Genomic DNA, 15,345 nt, shown 5'->3' with positions numbered 1-15,345 from the left:
GTCACCGCAGCTTCGGGTCGAAGGCGTCACGGATCGCGTCGCCGAGCATGATGAACGCCAGCACGGTCAGCGCGAGGAAGGCCGACGGGACGATCAGCGGCGTCGCCGCCTCCCGCATGTGGATGCGGCCGGTGTCGATGTCCTGGCCCCACGAGATGGTCGGCGCCTTGAGGCCGATGCCCAGGAAGGAGAGCGTCGCCTCGGCGGCGATGAACGAGCCGAGCGCGATGGTCAGCACGACGATGGCCGGGGCCAGCGAGTTCGGCAGGATGTGCCGCCACATGATGCGGCCGTTGCCGGCACCGAGCATCCGGGCCGCCGCCACGTAGTCCTGCTCCTTGGCGGTGATCACCGAGGAGCGCACCACCCGGGCGGCGGTGGTCCAGCCCAGGATGGCCAGCACGAAGATCACCGCGGCGATACGCGCGTTGTCGCTCTCGCTGGACACCCGCTTGAGCAGCACGATCGCGGCCAGCAGCAGCGGGATGCCGAGCACCACGTCGATCACCCGGGAGAGCACGGCGTCGACCCAGCGGCCGAAGTACCCGGCCAGCATGCCGATGACCAGCGCGATGATGCCGGTGCCGAGCGCGGCGAGCGCGCCGACCAGCAGCGAGGCCCGCGTGCCGTAGACCGCCCGGGAGTACGTGTCGCAGCCCTGGAAGTCGTACCCGAAGATGGCCCCGCCGGACGGCCCGGCGTGCTGTCGGGACAGCAGGCAGTCGTTCGGGCTGTTGGCGGTGAACACGCCGGGGGCCAGCGCCATCAGGGTGAAGATGACGACCAGCGCCAGCGAGATCCAGAAGATCGGGTTGCGGCGCAGGTCGCGCCACGCGTCTCCGGCCAGGCTGCGGGGCTTGTTCGGGGCCCCGACCTGGTTGGGCGTGCCCGGCTCGCCCGAGGGGCCACGTCGTGCAGCCTGGTTCTCGGTGGCCGCCACAGTCTCGAAGTCACTCATGCCGGCACCTCGCTGCGCTCACTCGTGCCGCCGCCTCGCTGCGCTCGGCGCCGGCACGAGAGGCCAAGCACGCTGCGCTGATGATTCGTTCGCTGCGCTCACTCATAGCGGATCCTCGGGTCGAGTACGGCGTACAGGACGTCCACCACCAGGTTCGAGACCAGGTAGACCACGACGAGCACGCTGACGATGCCCACCACCAGGGGGCCGTCTTCGGTGCGGATGCCGCGGAAGAGGTTGAAGCCCACGCCGGGGATGTTGAAGACGCCCTCGGTGATGATCGCGCCGCTCATCAGGTTGCCCAGTTCCACACCGAGGAAGGTGACCACCGGGATGAGCGAGTTGCGCAGCACGTGGACGGTGACGATGCGGCGCTTGACCAGGCCCTTGGACCGGGCGGTCCGGACGTAGTCGGCGCGCAGGTTCTCGGCCACCGAGGTGCGGGTCAGCCGCAGCGCGGTTGCCAGCGACAGTGAGCCGAGCACGATGCCCGGCAGCAGCAGCGCGTAGAACGTCGGCTGGGAGCCGGCGGTGGGCGGGAAGAGCTGCCACTTGACGCCCAGGAAGTACTGGGCGATCGGCGCCAGCACGATGGTCGGGATGCCGAGCACGAGCAGGGTCAGCACCAGCGTCGAGTTGTCGAAGATGCTGGCCCGGCGGATACCGGCGACCACGCCGGCGCTGACTCCGAAGATGATCGCCACGGCGAGCGCGATGAGCGCGAGCTTGAGGGTGACCGGCCAGGCCGCCTGCAGGATGTCACCGATCTGGCGGCCGGTCAGGGACTGGCCGAGGTCACCCTGGAGCAGGCTCTTGACGTAGTCGAAGTAGCGGTAGAAGAAACCGCCGACGCCTGTCGCGTCGAGGTGGTACTTCTCCGTCAGGTAGGCCCGTTGGGCCGGCGTCACCGGGCGTTCGCCCGCGAGGGCCTGGATGGGGTCGCCCTGGCCGGCGAACATCAGCGCGTAGACGATCAGGGTGGTCCCGAAGAACGCCAGGACCATCTGCAGTAGGCGCCGCAAGATGTAGCGGAACATGCTTAGCAGTCTCTCCGGAAATGTGCGAAAGGGTCGCAGGACGGCATCTCTGGTCGTACCCGAAATATCTCCAGACGTGCCGTCCGGCCCGGGGGAGGCCGGCGCCACCGACTCCGGGCCCGCGTGCGGCCCGCGCCGGATAGCGCGGTCCGGGCCACCCGGGCGTCGCCGCCCGGATGGCCCGCAACCGTTGGTCAGCTCAGCTGGCCGCTTCGATCTTGACGAGGTTGACCCGCTGGAACAGGTCCATCTCGACGTTCTTGACCTTGGACGAGTGGCCGAACACGTTCTCGCCGAAGCGGAGCGGGATCACCGGCATGTCCTTGGCCAGGATGTCCTCCGCCTGCTGGTACTTGGCGATCGCCTCGTCCTGCGTCTTGGCGGCGGAGCCCTCCTTGACGAGCTTGTCGAACTCCGGGTTGCTGTAGCCGTAGTAGTTCGACGAGCCGTTCGTGCTGTACAGCGGGCCGAGGTAGTCCTCCATGGTCGGGTAGTCCATGACCCAACCCATCCGGAAGGCGCCCACCGGCTCCTTCTTCTCGACCTTGGTCAGCAGGTCGGCGAACTTCGGCTCGGCCACGCCGACGGCGTCGACACCCAGGTTGGCCTTGAGCTGGTTGACCGTGGCGTCGACCCAGTCCTTGTGACCGCCGTCGCCGTTGTAGGAGATGACGATCTTCGACGGGCCGCCGGCGGCCTGGTAGAGCTTCTTGGCCTCGGTCGGGTTGAACTCGCCCGCCGCGCCCGCGGTGTTCTCCCGGTAGCCCGGCAGGACCGGCGAGACGAAGGAGCGTGCCGACTGCTGCGAGCCCTTGAAGACCGACTTGGTGATCTCGTCACGGTCGATCGCCATCGAGATGGCCTTACGCACGTCCGGCTTGCTGTAGTCCTTGTCGAACGTCGGGAACGCCAGGAACTGGAACGAGGACATCGGGCTGGTCTGGTACCGGTCGCCCAGGTCGGACGGCGCGGTGCTCAGGCTCTCGGTCGGGATCGTCGGCAGCACGTCCAGGTTGTCCGCCTGGACGTCCGCGTAGGCCGCGGTCAGCTGCTGGTAGATCCGGAACTCGATGTTCTGCACCTTGGGCTTCTCGCCCGGGTACGCGTCGTAGCGCTCGACGTCGATCTTACTGTCGTGCTGCCAGGTGCCCTTCATCTTGAAGGGGCCCTGCCCGATCGGAGCCTGCTCGTAGGAGTCCTTGACCACGCCCGGCGCCGAGAACGCGGCGTCCGGCATCGGGTAGAACGCGGTGTAACCGAGCATCGTGCGGAAGTCGATGTACGGCTCGGAGAGCGTCACGGTGAAGGTCAGGTCGTCGACCTTCTTCAGCCCGGACATCTCCTTGGCCTTCGGCTCCTTGCCCTGCAGGTCCGCGTAACCAGCGATCTTCTCGAAGAAGAAGTTGCTGTCCTGACCGTTGGGGGCGTACGCGCCGTAGTTCCACGCGTTGATGTAGTCCTCGGACGTGACCTTCTCACCGTTGTGGAAGGTGTAGCCGTCCTTGAGCTTGATCGTCCAGACCTTGTTGTCGGACGAAGTCACCGACTGCGCGGCGACCTCGTACGGCTTGTTCTGGGCGTCGTAGTCGACGAGCGGGCTGAACAGGCCGGTGAGGACCTGCGCGCCGGACGTCTCGGTGGTGTTGGTGGGAACCAGGTGCTTCGGCTCGCCGATCTGGATGCTGACGGCCGAGGTGCTGCTGCCACCGGATCCACCGTCTCCGCCGCTGCCGCAGGCCGCGAGGCCCAGCGTCACCGCGAGCGGGAGGGCGGTCCAGGCGGCGAGTCTACGAACTCGCATAGAGCCTCCTCATCTCCTCACGCTGCGCAGTCAGGCCCGACGCTGGGTTTACGCTGCGCAACAAGCGGTAACGGTAGGTCGCCTACCGGCCGTCGACAACGGCAAGGTTGCGGGCGCGTAACGGTCCGAGGACGCATTCCTTGCGGGGTGCGGCCATGCGTGCTACCCCAAACCGGACGCACGTTGCTGAGCTGAGCATTCGTCCATGAGGACGGAGGGTTCTGTCGCCTCCTGCAACGGACTCGACCGCCTTCGGCGGCTTGTCCGGTCCCGGCCCGCGTCCCGGGTTCCGGCCATTTTCGCGGTGACGGGTTGCACAAAGCGTCACTCACAGTGATGAGCGACACGTAACTCATCGTTACCGTTGGCGGAGTGGCGGGGGCCTCGGTGGCCGGCCACGCTGAGGTCTCCGGAACGGCAGGTGCCGGACATGAGACGATCTGGTGGTGACGGCGACGCTTCTGGACGGCAAGGCGACCGCAGCGGAGATCAAGGACGAGCTGCGGATCCGGGTGAAGGCTCTCGCGGAGCGCGGCATCACCCCCGGGCTCGGCACGGTCCTGGTCGGGGCCGACCCGGGCAGCCAGGCGTACGTCAACGGCAAGCACCGTGACTGCGCCGAGGTGGGTATCGCCTCGATCCGCCGGGAGCTGCCGGCCGACGCCACCCAGCAGCAGGTCGACGACGTCCTGGCCGAGCTGAATGCCGACCCGGCGTGCCACGGCTACATCGTCCAGCTGCCGCTGCCCGCCCACCTGGACACCCAGCGCGTGCTGGAGCTGATCGACCCCGACAAGGACGCCGACGGCCTGCACCCGGTCAACCTGGGTCGTCTCGTCCTCGGCTACGACGGCCCGCTGCCCTGCACCCCGCGCGGCATCGTCGAGCTGCTCCGCCGCCACGACGTCGCGCTGCGCGGCGCCACCGTGGCGGTCGTCGGCCGGGGCAACACCGTCGGCCGTCCGCTCGGGCTGCTGCTCACCCGTCGCAGCGAGAACGCCACAGTCACCCTGTGCCACACCGGCACCCTCGACCTCGCCTCGCACACCCGGGCCGCCGACATCGTCATCGTCGCGGCCGGCGTACCGGGGCTGCTGACCGCCGACATGATCAACCCGGGCGCGGTGGTCGTGGACGTCGGCATCACCCGGGTGATCGGCCCGGACGGCAAGGGCCGCTACACCGGCGACGTCGACCCGGAGGTGGCCGAGACGGCCGGCGCGCTCGTTCCGATGCCCGGCGGCGTCGGTCCGATGACCCGCGCCATGCTGCTGACCAACGTCGTGGAGCGCGCCGAGCGCGGCTGACGCGTCGACGGTGTCCCACGAGTGCCGTTCGCGTCTGTCCGGTCATAACTGTCCGCCCCTGGCCGGATCGGTGCCAGGATGGCTGATACGGTCCGGAAAACCGACTGGTATCAGGGAGTGGGACGACCATGGGTAAGAAGGTCACTGTCGTCGGGGCTGGCTTCTACGGCTCCACCACCGCACAGCGCCTGGCCGAGTACGACGTCTTCGACACCGTTGTGATCACCGACATCGTGGAGGGCAAGCCCGCGGGCCTCGCGCTCGACCTCAACCAGTCGCGGGCCATCGAGGGCTTCGAGACCAAGGTCGTCGGCGTGACCACCGGCCCGAACGGCGAGGGCTACGAGGCCATCGAGGGCTCCGACGTCGTCGTCATCACCGCTGGCCTGCCCCGCAAGCCGGGCATGAGCCGGATGGACCTGCTGGAGACCAACGCCAAGATCGTGCGGCAGGTCGCCGAGAACGTGGCCAAGTACGCCCCCAGCGCCGTCGTCATCGTCGTCTCCAACCCGCTTGACGAGATGACCGCCCTGGCGCAGATCGCCACCCAGTTCCCCAAGAACCGGGTGCTCGGCCAGGCCGGCATGCTCGACACCGCCCGGTTCAGCAACTTCGTCGCCGAGGCGCTCAACGTGCCGGTGGCGTCGGTGAAGACGCTGACCCTGGGCTCGCACGGCGACACCATGGTCCCGGTGCCGTCCAAGAGCACCGTCAACGGCAAGCCGCTGCGTGAGGCGATGCCGGCCGAGCAGATCGAGGAGCTGGTCGTCAAGACCCGCAACGGTGGCGCCGAGGTGGTCGCGCTGCTCAAGACCGGTTCGGCGTACTACGCCCCGTCCGCCGCGGCGGCTCGGATGGCGAAGGCCGTGGCCGAGGACTCCGGCGACGTCATGCCGGTCTGCGCCTGGGTCGACGGCGAGTACGGCATCTCCGGCGTCTACCTGGGTGTCGAGGCCGAGATCGGGGCCGAGGGTGTCCGTCGGGTCGTCGAGACCGACCTGGACGCCGACGAGCGGGCCAGCCTCCTGGCCGCCGCCGAGGCCGTCCGCGCCAAGCAGGGCGACATCTCCAGCATGTGAAACACCAGAGCAACCCGAGGGGGCGCGTCGGCTTCGCCAACGCGCCCCCTCGCCTATCCCCACCCCCCATCCCCGGTGATCAAGAGCTTTGCGTCACCACGACCGCGATCCCCGACCCAAACCTCTTGATCAACACGGCTCACCGGCCCGGCGGGGCGGGGGCGGGGGCGGGGTGGGGGTGGGGGTGAACGGGGTCGAGAGGTGGGGGGTGGCCAGGACGGTGGGGGAGTGGGTGTGCAGGACCGCCAGGCGGGAGGCGCGCGCCTCGTCGGGGTCCACCTCGTGGGCGTACGCCAGGGTGGGGTCGATCAGCTGCACCAGGTGCACCAGGAGGTCGCCGGTGAGCAGCATCCGTTCGTCGGCAGCCGTCAGGAGCACCGACTGGTGGCCGGGGGTGTGCCCGGGAGTGGGCAGCAGTCGTACCGCAGGGGTCAGGGTTGCCTCGCCGTCGACCACCCGGAGCTGGCCGGCGGCGCGCAACGGCGCGAGCAGCCCGGCCGGCAGCCCCGGGTTGATCGTCTCCGCCGCCTCCAGTTCGGTGCGCTGGAGCAGGTAGCTGGCGTTCGGGAAGTACGGGCGGCCAGGTGTGCCGGTGACCGCCCAGCCGATGTGGTCGCTGTGCAGGTGGGTCAGGACGACCGTGTCGACGTCGGCGGGGTCGATGCCGGCGGCGGCCAGTTCGGCGGGCAGCCGGCCGGGCACCGGCGCCCAGCTCGCGGCGGGCGCGTCGGTCGGGCCGATCCCGGCGTCGACGAGGGTGACCGGCCCGTCGCCGGAGCGGATCGCGAAGCTGCGAAACGGTAGCCACCATCGCCCGTCGGCGGTGACCGAGGCGGGGTCGCGGCGGTCGGCCTCCTCCCACTGGGCTGCCGTGGCGTGCGGAAACGCCTCTTCGCGGGGCTGGAAGAAGGCGCCCTCGCCGTCGGTGATCGCGGTAACCGTGATAGACCCGAGGGTGCGGCTAAATGGCATCGAGCGATGGTGTCAGGGAACTGCTGTGCCATGCAGCCCGGTTTTCACCTGCCGGCGAGGCCGGTCGAGGGCTGCCGGCCCAATTGCAGTACGCTCGTACTGCTTGAGCACGTGTCCCCCGAGAGGAGCGCCGGCCGATGGCGAAGATCAAGGTAAACAACCCGGTCGTGGAGCTCGACGGCGACGAGATGACCCGGATCATCTGGAAGCAGATCCGGGAGCAGCTGATCCTGCCCTACCTCGACGTCGACCTGCACTACTACGACCTGTCGATCCAGTACCGCGACGAGACCGACGACCAGGTCACCATTGACGCCGCCAACGCCATCAAGGAGCACGGCGTCGGCGTCAAGTGCGCGACCATCACCCCGGACGAGGCCCGGGTCGAGGAGTTCGGCCTGAAGAAGATGTGGCGGTCGCCCAACGGCACCATCCGCAACATCCTCGGCGGCGTCGTCTTCCGTGAGCCGATCATCATGTCCAACGTGCCGCGGCTGGTCCCCGGCTGGACCAAGCCGATCATCATCGGCCGGCACGCCCACGGTGACCAGTACAAGGCCACCGACTTCGTCGTCCCCGGCCCGGGCACGGTGACCATCACCTACACCCCGGCCGACGGCGGCACCCCGATGGAGATGGAGGTCGCCAAGTTCCCCGGTGGCGGCATCGCCATGGGCATGTACAACTACGACGAGTCGATCCGGGACTTCGCCCGGGCCTCGTTCCGGTACGGCCTGGACCGCAACTACCCGGTCTACATGTCGACCAAGAACACCATCCTCAAGGCGTACGACGGCCGGTTCAAGGACATCTTCGCCGAGGTGTTCGAGACCGAGTTCAAGGCGGAGTTCGACGCCGCCGGCCTCACCTACGAGCACCGGCTCATCGACGACATGGTCGCCGCCGCGCTCAAGTGGGAGGGCGGGTACGTCTGGGCCTGCAAGAACTACGACGGTGACGTGCAGTCCGACACCGTGGCGCAGGGCTTCGGCTCGCTGGGTCTGATGACCTCGGTCCTGCTCTCCCCGGACGGCCGTACCGTCGAGGCCGAGGCCGCGCACGGCACTGTCACCCGGCACTACCGGCAGTACCAGAAGGGCGAGAAGACCTCGACCAACCCGATCGCGTCGATCTACGCCTGGACCCGGGGCCTGGCCCACCGGGGCAAGCTGGACGGCACGCCGGCGGTGACCGAGTTCGCCAACACCCTGGAGCAGGTCATCATCGACACCGTCGAGGGTGGCCAGATGACCAAGGACCTCGCGCTGCTCATCTCGCGCGACGCCCCGTGGCTGACCACCGACGAGTTCATGAACGCGCTCGACGAGAACCTGGCCCGCAGGCTCGCCGCCTGATTCGACCGCACCGCACCGGAGCCCGTCGGCACCCGCCGGCGGGCTCCGGCGTGTCTGCCGGCTGACACACCCGCGGCGTCACCCCGGCCTGGCACGCCTCGTTGACCAGGGTGGACGAGATGCCAGTCGCGTCCAAGGAAGGTTGACCGCGGTCGACCGCGGATGCGTGCCGATCAGCCAGCCTTCCCGGCTGTGACGTGCACAGCCAGCCGTCCCTTCCCTGCGGGGGGCCCTGTCCCGGGCCCCCCGCGCCCTGTTCCCCCGTCAGGCCCCGCCGCTGGTCCTGCCCGTCCGCCGGGCTCAGGCGGCCCGGAGCAGCTCGGCGGCGCGCTCGGGCGAGATGTCGTTGATGAAGACGCCCATCCCCGACTCGGAACCGGCCAGGTACTTCAACTTGTCCTTCGCCCGCCGGATGCTGAACAGCTGAAGGTGCAGGTGGCCCAGCTCGCGGTCGATCCGTACAGGCGCCTGGTGCCACGCCGCGATGTAGGGCATCGGCATGTCGAACAGGCCGTCGAAGCGGCGCAGCAGATCCAGGTAGAGCGGCCCGAAGGCGTCCCGCTCGCTGTCGTCGAGCGCCGGGATGTCCGGCACCACGCGCCGCGGCGCGACATGCACCTCGAACGGCCAGCGGGCCGCCGCCGGGACGAACGCCGTCCAGTGGTCGTTCTCGGTGACCACCCGCTCGCCGGTCGCGCGTTCGGCGGCCAGCACGTCCGCGTACAGGTTGCCTCCGCCGGTCCGCTCGGCGTGCCGGCGGGCCGCGGCCAGCAGCGCCCGGGTGCGCGGCGTCACGAATGGGTACGCGTAGATCTGCCCGTGCGGGTGGTGCAGGGTGACGCCGATCTCGACGCCACGGTTCTCGAAGCAGAACACCTGCTCCACCCCGGGCAGCTCGCCGAGCACCGCGGTCCGGTCGGCGAGCGCGTCCAGAACGGTACGGACGCGACGCGGCGGGAGGCTGGCGAAGGAGGCGTTGTGGTCAGAGGTGAAGCAGACCACCTCGCACCGGCCCACGCCCGGCCGGACCGGCGTGAAGGGGGTGATCTCCCCGGGCTCGTCGGCGACCCGGCCGCTCAGCGAGGGGAACCGGTTCTCGAAGACCACCACGTCGTAGTCCGGCGCGGGGATCTCGGTCAGCCGGTCGCCCACCGACGGGTCGAGGGGGCACTCGTTCGCCGGCGGCAGGAAGATGCGGGTCTGCCGGTGCACGGCCACGGCCACCCACTCGTCGGTCAGCGGGTCGTAGCGCAGTTGCGACGCGGGTGGCGGTGGCGGCAGGTCCCGGCGGTCCGGCTGATCGCGGACGGCGTCGTCGTTCTCGTCGAAGTAGATCAGCTCCCGGCCGTCGGCCAGGTCGATCGCGGTGCGCTTCACGTCGCCGTCTCCTCACTCGTCGGCGTGCGCGTCGCGCGGCCCGCCCTTGTTGCCTTCACCATGATCAGTTCGCCCACCTGTTCGCCGAGTACCCGTCGTGCGGGCGGAGGCAACGCCTCGTCGCTGACCAGCACGTGGGCTGCTGCCAGCTCGACGATCGAGGAGATGCCCACGGTGCCCCACTTCGTGTGGTCGGCGAGCACCACCAGCCGGTCCGCCGCGGCCACCAGCGCCCGGTCGATCTCCGCCTCCATGAGGTTCGGGGTGGTGAAGCCGGCCCGCTCGGTGATCCCGTGGACGCCGAGGAAGAGCAGGTCCAGGTGCAGCCGCCGGACGGCGCCGACCGCGAGCGGGCCGACCAGCGCGTCCGAAGGTGTCCGTACGCCGCCGGTGAGCACCACCGTCTGGTCGGGCCGGCCTCCGCCGTGCAGGATCTCGGCCACCGGCAGCGAGTTGGTCACCACGGTCAGGCCGGGAACGTCCACCAGGCGGCGGGCCAGTTCGGCGGTGGTGGTGCCGGCGGAGAGGGCGACCGCCGCGCCGGGCCGGACGAGTTGCGCCGCCCGGTCCGCGATAGCGGCCTTCTCCGGCAGTTGACGAACCGACTTGGCGTGGAAGCCCGGCTCGTCGGTCGAGCTGGGGCCGGCCGCGGTGGCGCCGCCGTGCACCTTGGCCAGCAGGCCGCGCTCGTGCAGAGCCTCCAGGTCGCGGCGGATGGTCATGTCGGAGACGCCGAACTCGGTAGCCAGGTCGGTCACCCGGACGCCACCGGAGGACCGGACCCGATCCAGGATCGCCGACTGCCGCTGCTGAGCGAGCATCCGCCGTGCCTCCCAAGGGTCCACGTACTCTCACGCGGTCGAACGTGTTCCAACAAAGATGAACACTAGCGCGTGCCTGGAACCGGCGGAAGGAAAGGGGTGGACCGACGCGTCAGGCCGACTGGATCTTCAACTCCACCCAGCCGCTCTCGGTCAGGTGGTGCAGCACGGCCTGCACCGCGTCCGCGACGCTCAGGTGGGTGGTGTCGAGCACCAGGTCCGCGTCCGTCGGCTCCTCGTACGGGTCGTCGATGCCTGTCATGCCGGTGAGCAGACCGGCGCGGGCACGGGCGTACAGGCCCTTGCGGTCCCGCTGCTCGCACACCTCCAGCGGCGTCGCCACGTGCACCAGCACGAAGCCCGCCCCGGCGGACAGGGCCATCTCCCGTGCCGTCGCCCGGGCCGCCGCGTACGGGGCGATCGGGCAACAGATGCCCACACCGTGGTGCCGGGCTATCTCGGCCGCCACCCAGCCGATGCGGCGGACGTTGAGATCCCGGTCGGCCTTGCTGAAGCCCAGCCCGGCGGAGAGCTCCCGACGTACCACGTCACCGTCGAGCAGGGTCACCGTCCGGTCACCGCTCTCGCGCAGCGCGTCGGCCAGCCCTCGGGCGATTGTGGACTTGCCGGAGCCGGAGAGGCCGGTCAGGAAGACCACCAGCCCTCGGTGCCGGCGCGGTGGCCGGGAGCGGGCCAACTCCTTCGCCACCGCCGGAGGCGTGTGCCACTCGGGCAGCGGGAAACCCCGGTCGAGCAGGTCGTCGATCTCGTCCTGGGTGAGCGCGAGGCGCCGGTTACGCGGCGGGATGTCCTCCCGCCAGCGCCACTGCCCGTCCCGGTTGTCGTACGCCAGCTCGCGCGGCACCAGCACCCGCAGCCCCGAGCCGGAGAGCATGTCCCCGGTCGAGAGCAGGTGGGTGACCCCGTACGCGGCGGAGACGCGCGCACGCAGCAGAGCGTCGCTGATCTCCTCCCGGCGGTGCGACAGCGGCACGGCCACCAGGGTGGCCGGGGGCATCCGGTCCCGGGCGGCGAAGATCGTACGCACCAGCGCCTCCGGCGCGAGCCCGCCGACACCACCCTCACCGACCGGGATCATCACCAGCAGGTGCGCGGCCAGGGTGCGGGCGGCGTGCGCGATCTGGGCGAGCTGCGGTCGGTGCAGCGGACGGTCGGCGATGACCCCGAGCACCCGGCCCGGGGGCAGCAGCGCGCGGACCTCCTCGGGGCTGCGCCGCAACCGCTGGAACGGGCCGTGACCGGCCTCGCCGAGCCGGCGGAGCTGGCCACCCAGTCCCGCCACGCCCTCGCGTACCGGCCAGACGTCCGCGACGTCCAGAGCGGCGACCGGGGCCCCCTCGCCGTCGGTCAGGACCAGGGCCCGGCGGGCCGGATCGCGCGGGTCGAAGCCCTGCGCCAGCGCGGCCGGCACCTGCAGGGTCACCGGAACCTGCCACGGCGTGCCGTCGGCCAGCCGGCCGCGTCGGCTCACCGACACCAGGTCGGCACGGGTCATGAAGCCGGTCAGGGGGGCGTACGCGCCGGTCAGCAGCAGCTCCAGATCCGCGAGCTCACCGGGACGCGGCGTGTACGCCGGCGCGTCCCGGAGCACCTCGTCGGGCAGCACCCAGCCGTTGCTCATCCACACCCCCCACTCGCTGACCGGCACACAGTTTCGCAGCCGACCGCCGATCGGTCGAGGCCGCCACTCCACGATCCGGACGGTCGGGTCAGCGGCGGACCCCGGCGACCCACCGCCGACCGCAGCCAGTTCCGGAGTTTGCGCTCGTCGCGGATCCGCGGAGGTTCGTCGTTGCCGTCGGCGGACCTTAGGGGTGGGCCGCCGCGAGGATCAGGGGAGGGCCGGGGGCGTGCCGGTGTCGTTGGGGGGCATCGACTCCCTACGCTGGCGTCGTGACACTGATCGCGACCCAGTCGCTCACCAAGACGTACGGAGGTCGGGTCACCGCGCTCACCGACCTCACCGTCGCCGTCGAGCCCGGGATCATCGGCCTGGTGGGCGCGAACGGCGCCGGCAAATCCACCTTGATCAAGATTCTGCTCGGCCTGATCGCCCCGACCAGCGGTCAGGTCTCGGTGCTCGACATCGACCCGACCACCGAACCGGCGGCGGTCCGTGCCCGCGTCGGCTACATGCCCGAGCACGACTGCCTCCCACCGGACCTGTCCGCCGCCGAGCTGGTGACCCACCTCGGCCGGATGAGTGGCCTGCCGCGTACCGCGGCCCGCGAGCGCGCCTCGGAGGCGCTGCGCCACGTCGGGCTCTACGAGGAGCGCTACCGCCCGGTCGGCGGCTACTCCACCGGCATGAAGCAGCGGGTCAAGCTGGCCCAGGCGCTGGTGCACGACCCGGACCTGCTGCTGCTCGACGAGCCGACCAACGGGCTGGACCCGGCCGGCCGCGACGCCATGCTGGCCCTGGTGCACCGGATCGGCACCGAGTTCGGCATCTCCGTGCTGGTCTGTTCGCACCTGCTCGGCGAGGTGGAGCGGATCTGCGACACGCTGATCGCCATCGACGGCGGCCGGCTGCTGCGCGCCGACAACATCTCCGCGATGACCTCCGCCACCGACGTGCTCGCCGTCGAGGTCAGCGAGGGCACCGAGGAGCTCGCCGCCCGACTCGCCGAGCTGAAACTGCCTGTCGCGCGGGACGGGCGACTGCTCCTCGTGCCGCTCGCCGACGACGGCACCTACGACCTGATCCTCGGCGCGGTCGCCGAACTGGACCTGCCACTGCACCGACTGGACCAGCGCCGGCACCGGGTGGCCGAACTCTTCGCGACGAGGGAGCTCTCCCATGCCTGAGCCGACCGCAGCCGCCGTGCGCCAAGCGCCGACAGGCGTCATCCACGACATCGGCTACCAGCGCTACCAGGGCCCGAGGCTGGGCCGCCGCCAGGTCTTCGGCGCCCTCTACCTGCACGGGCTGCGCACCGCGTTCGGGTTCGGGCGCAGCGCCAAGGCCAAGATCTTCCCGTGGCTGGTGGTCGGCATCGTCTCCCTGGTCGCGGTGGCCCTGGCCGCGGTACGCAGCCAGATCGGCGAGCCGGTCGCCACGTACGCCCAGTTCGCCGACGCGATGAGCTGGCTGGTCATCTTCTTCGTCGCGGTGGTCGCTCCGGAGCTGGTCTCCCGGGACCTGCGCAGCGGTGTGCTGCCGCTGTACTTCTCCCGGCCGCTGCCGCGCTCCGACTACGCGCTGGCCAAGCTGCTGGCGCTGGTCACCGCCCTCTGGCTGCTGCTCGGCGGGCCGCAGCTGCTGATGTTCCTGGGTGCCGCGTTCACCACCAAGCAGGGCATGCGCGGGGTGTGGAACGAGCTGCTCGACCTGCTGCCCGGGCTGCTCTACGCCGGGCTGTGGGCGCTGGTCTTCGCCTCGGTCGGTCTGCTGGTCGCCTCGCTGACCGGCAAGCGCGCCTTCGCCGCCGGTGGGGTGGTGGCGGTCTTTTTGATGACCACCCCGATCGTCGGGGTGCTGAGCATCCTGCCGTCGCGCGCCGCCAACGAGCTGGCCGGGCTCGCCTCGCCCTCCACGCTGGTGCAGGGGGTGGGCATCTGGTCGCTGGGTGACCTGCTGGTCGAGGGCGATCCGGGCGAGATGATGATCGGCGGGTTCGGCCCGGTCTACGCGCTGGCCGCGGTGCTGTTGGTCGCCGGCGCGACGGCCCTCCTGCTCGCCCGCTACCGGAAGGTCGCCTCCTGATGAGCACGCTGAGCCTGACCGGGGTGTCCCGGTGGTACGGCAACGTGGTGGCCGTCAACGACATCAGCATGGCCCTGGGGCCGGGCGTGACCGGCCTGCTCGGTCCGAACGGCGCCGGCAAGACCACGCTGCTGCACATGATGGCCGGGTTCCTCGCCCCGTCGCGCGGCACGGTGACCCTCGACGACGAGCCGACCTGGCGCAACCCCGACGTCTACCGGCGGCTGGGGCTGGTCAGCGAGCGGGAGGCGGTGCAGGGCTTCCTCACCGCGTACGAGTTCGTGCTCGCCAGCGCGAAGCTGCACCGGCTGCCCGATCCGGCGGCGGCGGCACGACGGGCGATCGACCTGGTGGAGCTGGAGTCGGCGCAGGACCGCCGGATCGGCACGTACTCCAAGGGCATGCGCCAGCGGGCCCGGGTGGCCGCGGCGCTGGTGCACGACCCGCAGGTGCTGCTGCTCGACGAGCCGTTCAACGGCATGGACCCGCGCCAGCGGCTGCACATGATGCAGCTGCTGCACACCCTGGGTGACGCCGGCCGGACGATCCTGTTCAGCTCGCACATCCTGGAGGAGGTCGAGCAGGTCTCCGGAACGGTGCAGGTGATGGTGGCCGGGCGGTTGGCGGCCTCCGGCGACTTCCGGACCATCCGTCGGTTGATGACCAACCGCCCGCACGTCTTCGCGGTGCGGTCGACCAACGACCGGGCGCTGGCCGTCGCGCTGATCGCCGAGCCGTCGGTAAGTGGGGTCGAGTTGGACCCCACCGGCCTGACCGTGCGGGCCGGTGACTACGGCGCCTTCACCCGGGCGCTGCCCCGGATCGCGCTCAAGCAAGGCATCCGGGTGCGCCAGCTGGTGCCGTCCGACGAGTCCCTGGAGAGCGTCTTCTCCTACCTGGTGGAGGCCTGA

13 protein-coding genes are annotated in these 15,345 nt (G+C 70.4%); 6 read left to right on the top strand and 7 right to left on the bottom strand.

Annotated features, from left to right (window positions below; genetic code table 11):
* Position 1 precedes the first annotated feature (1 nt).
* The 3 genes from ACLQ27_RS08955 to ACLQ27_RS08945 all read right to left on the bottom strand — a co-directional run bounded on the left by ACLQ27_RS08955 (position 2) and on the right by ACLQ27_RS08945 (position 3,796).
* On the bottom strand, positions 2-958 hold the full coding sequence (locus ACLQ27_RS08955; protein ID WP_234583898.1) for an ABC transporter permease: 957 nt from the start codon (positions 956-958) through the stop codon (positions 2-4).
* A gap of 98 nt (positions 959-1,056) precedes the next feature.
* A complete protein-coding gene (locus ACLQ27_RS08950; RefSeq protein ID WP_234583897.1) occupies positions 1,057-1,995 on the bottom strand; it encodes an ABC transporter permease in 939 nt (312 codons plus the stop codon).
* Between the two features lie 199 nt (positions 1,996-2,194).
* Positions 2,195-3,796, bottom strand: a complete 1,602-nt coding sequence (locus tag ACLQ27_RS08945) for a peptide ABC transporter substrate-binding protein (protein ID WP_234583895.1) — start codon at positions 3,794-3,796, stop codon at positions 2,195-2,197.
* Between the two features lie 446 nt (positions 3,797-4,242).
* Here ACLQ27_RS08945 and ACLQ27_RS08940 point away from each other — a divergent pair, with 446 nt between their 5' ends.
* Both ACLQ27_RS08940 and ACLQ27_RS08935 read left to right on the top strand, forming a co-directional pair.
* Positions 4,243-5,103 (top strand): bifunctional methylenetetrahydrofolate dehydrogenase/methenyltetrahydrofolate cyclohydrolase, encoded by an 861-nt coding sequence (locus ACLQ27_RS08940; RefSeq protein ID WP_234583894.1) that lies wholly within the window; start codon positions 4,243-4,245, stop codon positions 5,101-5,103.
* Between the two features lie 128 nt (positions 5,104-5,231).
* Positions 5,232-6,182 carry a malate dehydrogenase gene (locus ACLQ27_RS08935; protein ID WP_234583893.1) on the top strand — a complete coding sequence of 317 codons (951 nt, stop codon included), beginning with the start codon at positions 5,232-5,234 and terminating at the stop codon, positions 6,180-6,182.
* Positions 6,183-6,311: 129 nt separating this feature from the next.
* On the opposite strand, the gene ACLQ27_RS08930 is transcribed toward ACLQ27_RS08935, so the two are convergent.
* The gene (locus ACLQ27_RS08930) at positions 6,312-7,154 is read right to left on the bottom strand and encodes an MBL fold metallo-hydrolase (protein ID WP_425866301.1); all 843 of its coding nucleotides are present in this window, start codon (positions 7,152-7,154) and stop codon (positions 6,312-6,314) included.
* Between the two features lie 137 nt (positions 7,155-7,291).
* Here ACLQ27_RS08930 and ACLQ27_RS08925 point away from each other — a divergent pair, with 137 nt between their 5' ends.
* Positions 7,292-8,509 carry an NADP-dependent isocitrate dehydrogenase gene (locus ACLQ27_RS08925; protein WP_425866299.1) on the top strand — a complete coding sequence of 406 codons (1,218 nt, stop codon included), beginning with the start codon at positions 7,292-7,294 and terminating at the stop codon, positions 8,507-8,509.
* A 300-nt stretch (positions 8,510-8,809) separates the two neighbouring features.
* Here the strand turns inward: ACLQ27_RS08925 and galT are convergent, their stop codons facing one another.
* From galT to cysC, 3 genes are all read right to left on the bottom strand, one after another.
* On the bottom strand, positions 8,810-9,886 hold the full coding sequence (galT, locus tag ACLQ27_RS08920) for a galactose-1-phosphate uridylyltransferase (protein ID WP_425866297.1): 1,077 nt from the start codon (positions 9,884-9,886) through the stop codon (positions 8,810-8,812).
* Positions 9,883-10,707 (bottom strand): DeoR/GlpR family DNA-binding transcription regulator, encoded by an 825-nt coding sequence (locus ACLQ27_RS08915; protein ID WP_234583887.1) that lies wholly within the window; start codon positions 10,705-10,707, stop codon positions 9,883-9,885. The genes galT and ACLQ27_RS08915 overlap by 4 nt, the downstream gene beginning before the upstream one ends.
* Positions 10,708-10,819: 112 nt before the next feature.
* Positions 10,820-12,349 (bottom strand): adenylyl-sulfate kinase, encoded by a 1,530-nt coding sequence (gene cysC / locus ACLQ27_RS08910; protein ID WP_357494351.1) that lies wholly within the window; start codon positions 12,347-12,349, stop codon positions 10,820-10,822.
* Positions 12,350-12,621: 272 nt separating this feature from the next.
* Here cysC and ACLQ27_RS08905 point away from each other — a divergent pair, with 272 nt between their 5' ends.
* The 3 genes from ACLQ27_RS08905 to ACLQ27_RS08895 are packed head-to-tail and all read left to right on the top strand — an operon-like array spanning position 12,622 to position 15,345.
* Complete coding sequence (locus ACLQ27_RS08905) at positions 12,622-13,536, top strand: ABC transporter ATP-binding protein (protein ID WP_234583884.1); 915 nt, start codon at positions 12,622-12,624, stop codon at positions 13,534-13,536.
* Positions 13,529-14,434, top strand: coding sequence for an ABC transporter permease (locus ACLQ27_RS08900; RefSeq protein ID WP_234583883.1), 906 nt, complete (start codon positions 13,529-13,531; stop codon positions 14,432-14,434). The genes ACLQ27_RS08905 and ACLQ27_RS08900 overlap by 8 nt, the downstream gene beginning before the upstream one ends.
* Entirely contained in the window at positions 14,434-15,345 is a 912-nt protein-coding gene (locus ACLQ27_RS08895) for an ABC transporter ATP-binding protein (RefSeq protein WP_234583881.1), read from the top strand. Before ACLQ27_RS08900 ends, ACLQ27_RS08895 begins: the two co-directional genes overlap by 1 nt.

Origin of the sequence: Micromonospora sp. DT63, from assembly GCF_049841615.1 — a bacterium.
Classification (GTDB): Bacteria; Actinomycetota; Actinomycetes; order Mycobacteriales; family Micromonosporaceae; genus Micromonospora.
The sequence above is the reverse complement of the archived record's forward strand: the minus strand, read 5'-3'. Positions and strand labels throughout refer to the sequence as shown.

Excerpts from the sequence above, each read along its gene's own strand:
- ACLQ27_RS08945 (WP_234583895.1), bottom strand. The coding sequence starts at position 3,796 with ATGCGAGTTCGTAGACTCGCCGCCTGGACCGCCCTCCCGCTCGCGGTG.
- ACLQ27_RS08915 (WP_234583887.1), bottom strand. The coding sequence starts at position 10,707 with ATGCTCGCTCAGCAGCGGCAGTCGGCGATCCTGGATCGGGTCCGGTCC.
- ACLQ27_RS08930 (WP_425866301.1), bottom strand. The coding sequence starts at position 7,154 with ATGCCATTTAGCCGCACCCTCGGGTCTATCACGGTTACCGCGATCACC.
- ACLQ27_RS08900 (WP_234583883.1), top strand. The coding sequence starts at position 13,529 with ATGCCTGAGCCGACCGCAGCCGCCGTGCGCCAAGCGCCGACAGGCGTC.
- ACLQ27_RS08950 (WP_234583897.1), bottom strand. The coding sequence starts at position 1,995 with ATGTTCCGCTACATCTTGCGGCGCCTACTGCAGATGGTCCTGGCGTTC.
- ACLQ27_RS08925 (WP_425866299.1), top strand. The coding sequence starts at position 7,292 with ATGGCGAAGATCAAGGTAAACAACCCGGTCGTGGAGCTCGACGGCGAC.
- ACLQ27_RS08935 (WP_234583893.1), top strand. The coding sequence starts at position 5,232 with ATGGGTAAGAAGGTCACTGTCGTCGGGGCTGGCTTCTACGGCTCCACC.
- ACLQ27_RS08955 (WP_234583898.1), bottom strand. The coding sequence starts at position 958 with ATGAGTGACTTCGAGACTGTGGCGGCCACCGAGAACCAGGCTGCACGA.
- ACLQ27_RS08895 (WP_234583881.1), top strand. The coding sequence starts at position 14,434 with ATGAGCACGCTGAGCCTGACCGGGGTGTCCCGGTGGTACGGCAACGTG.
- cysC (WP_357494351.1), bottom strand. The coding sequence starts at position 12,349 with ATGAGCAACGGCTGGGTGCTGCCCGACGAGGTGCTCCGGGACGCGCCG.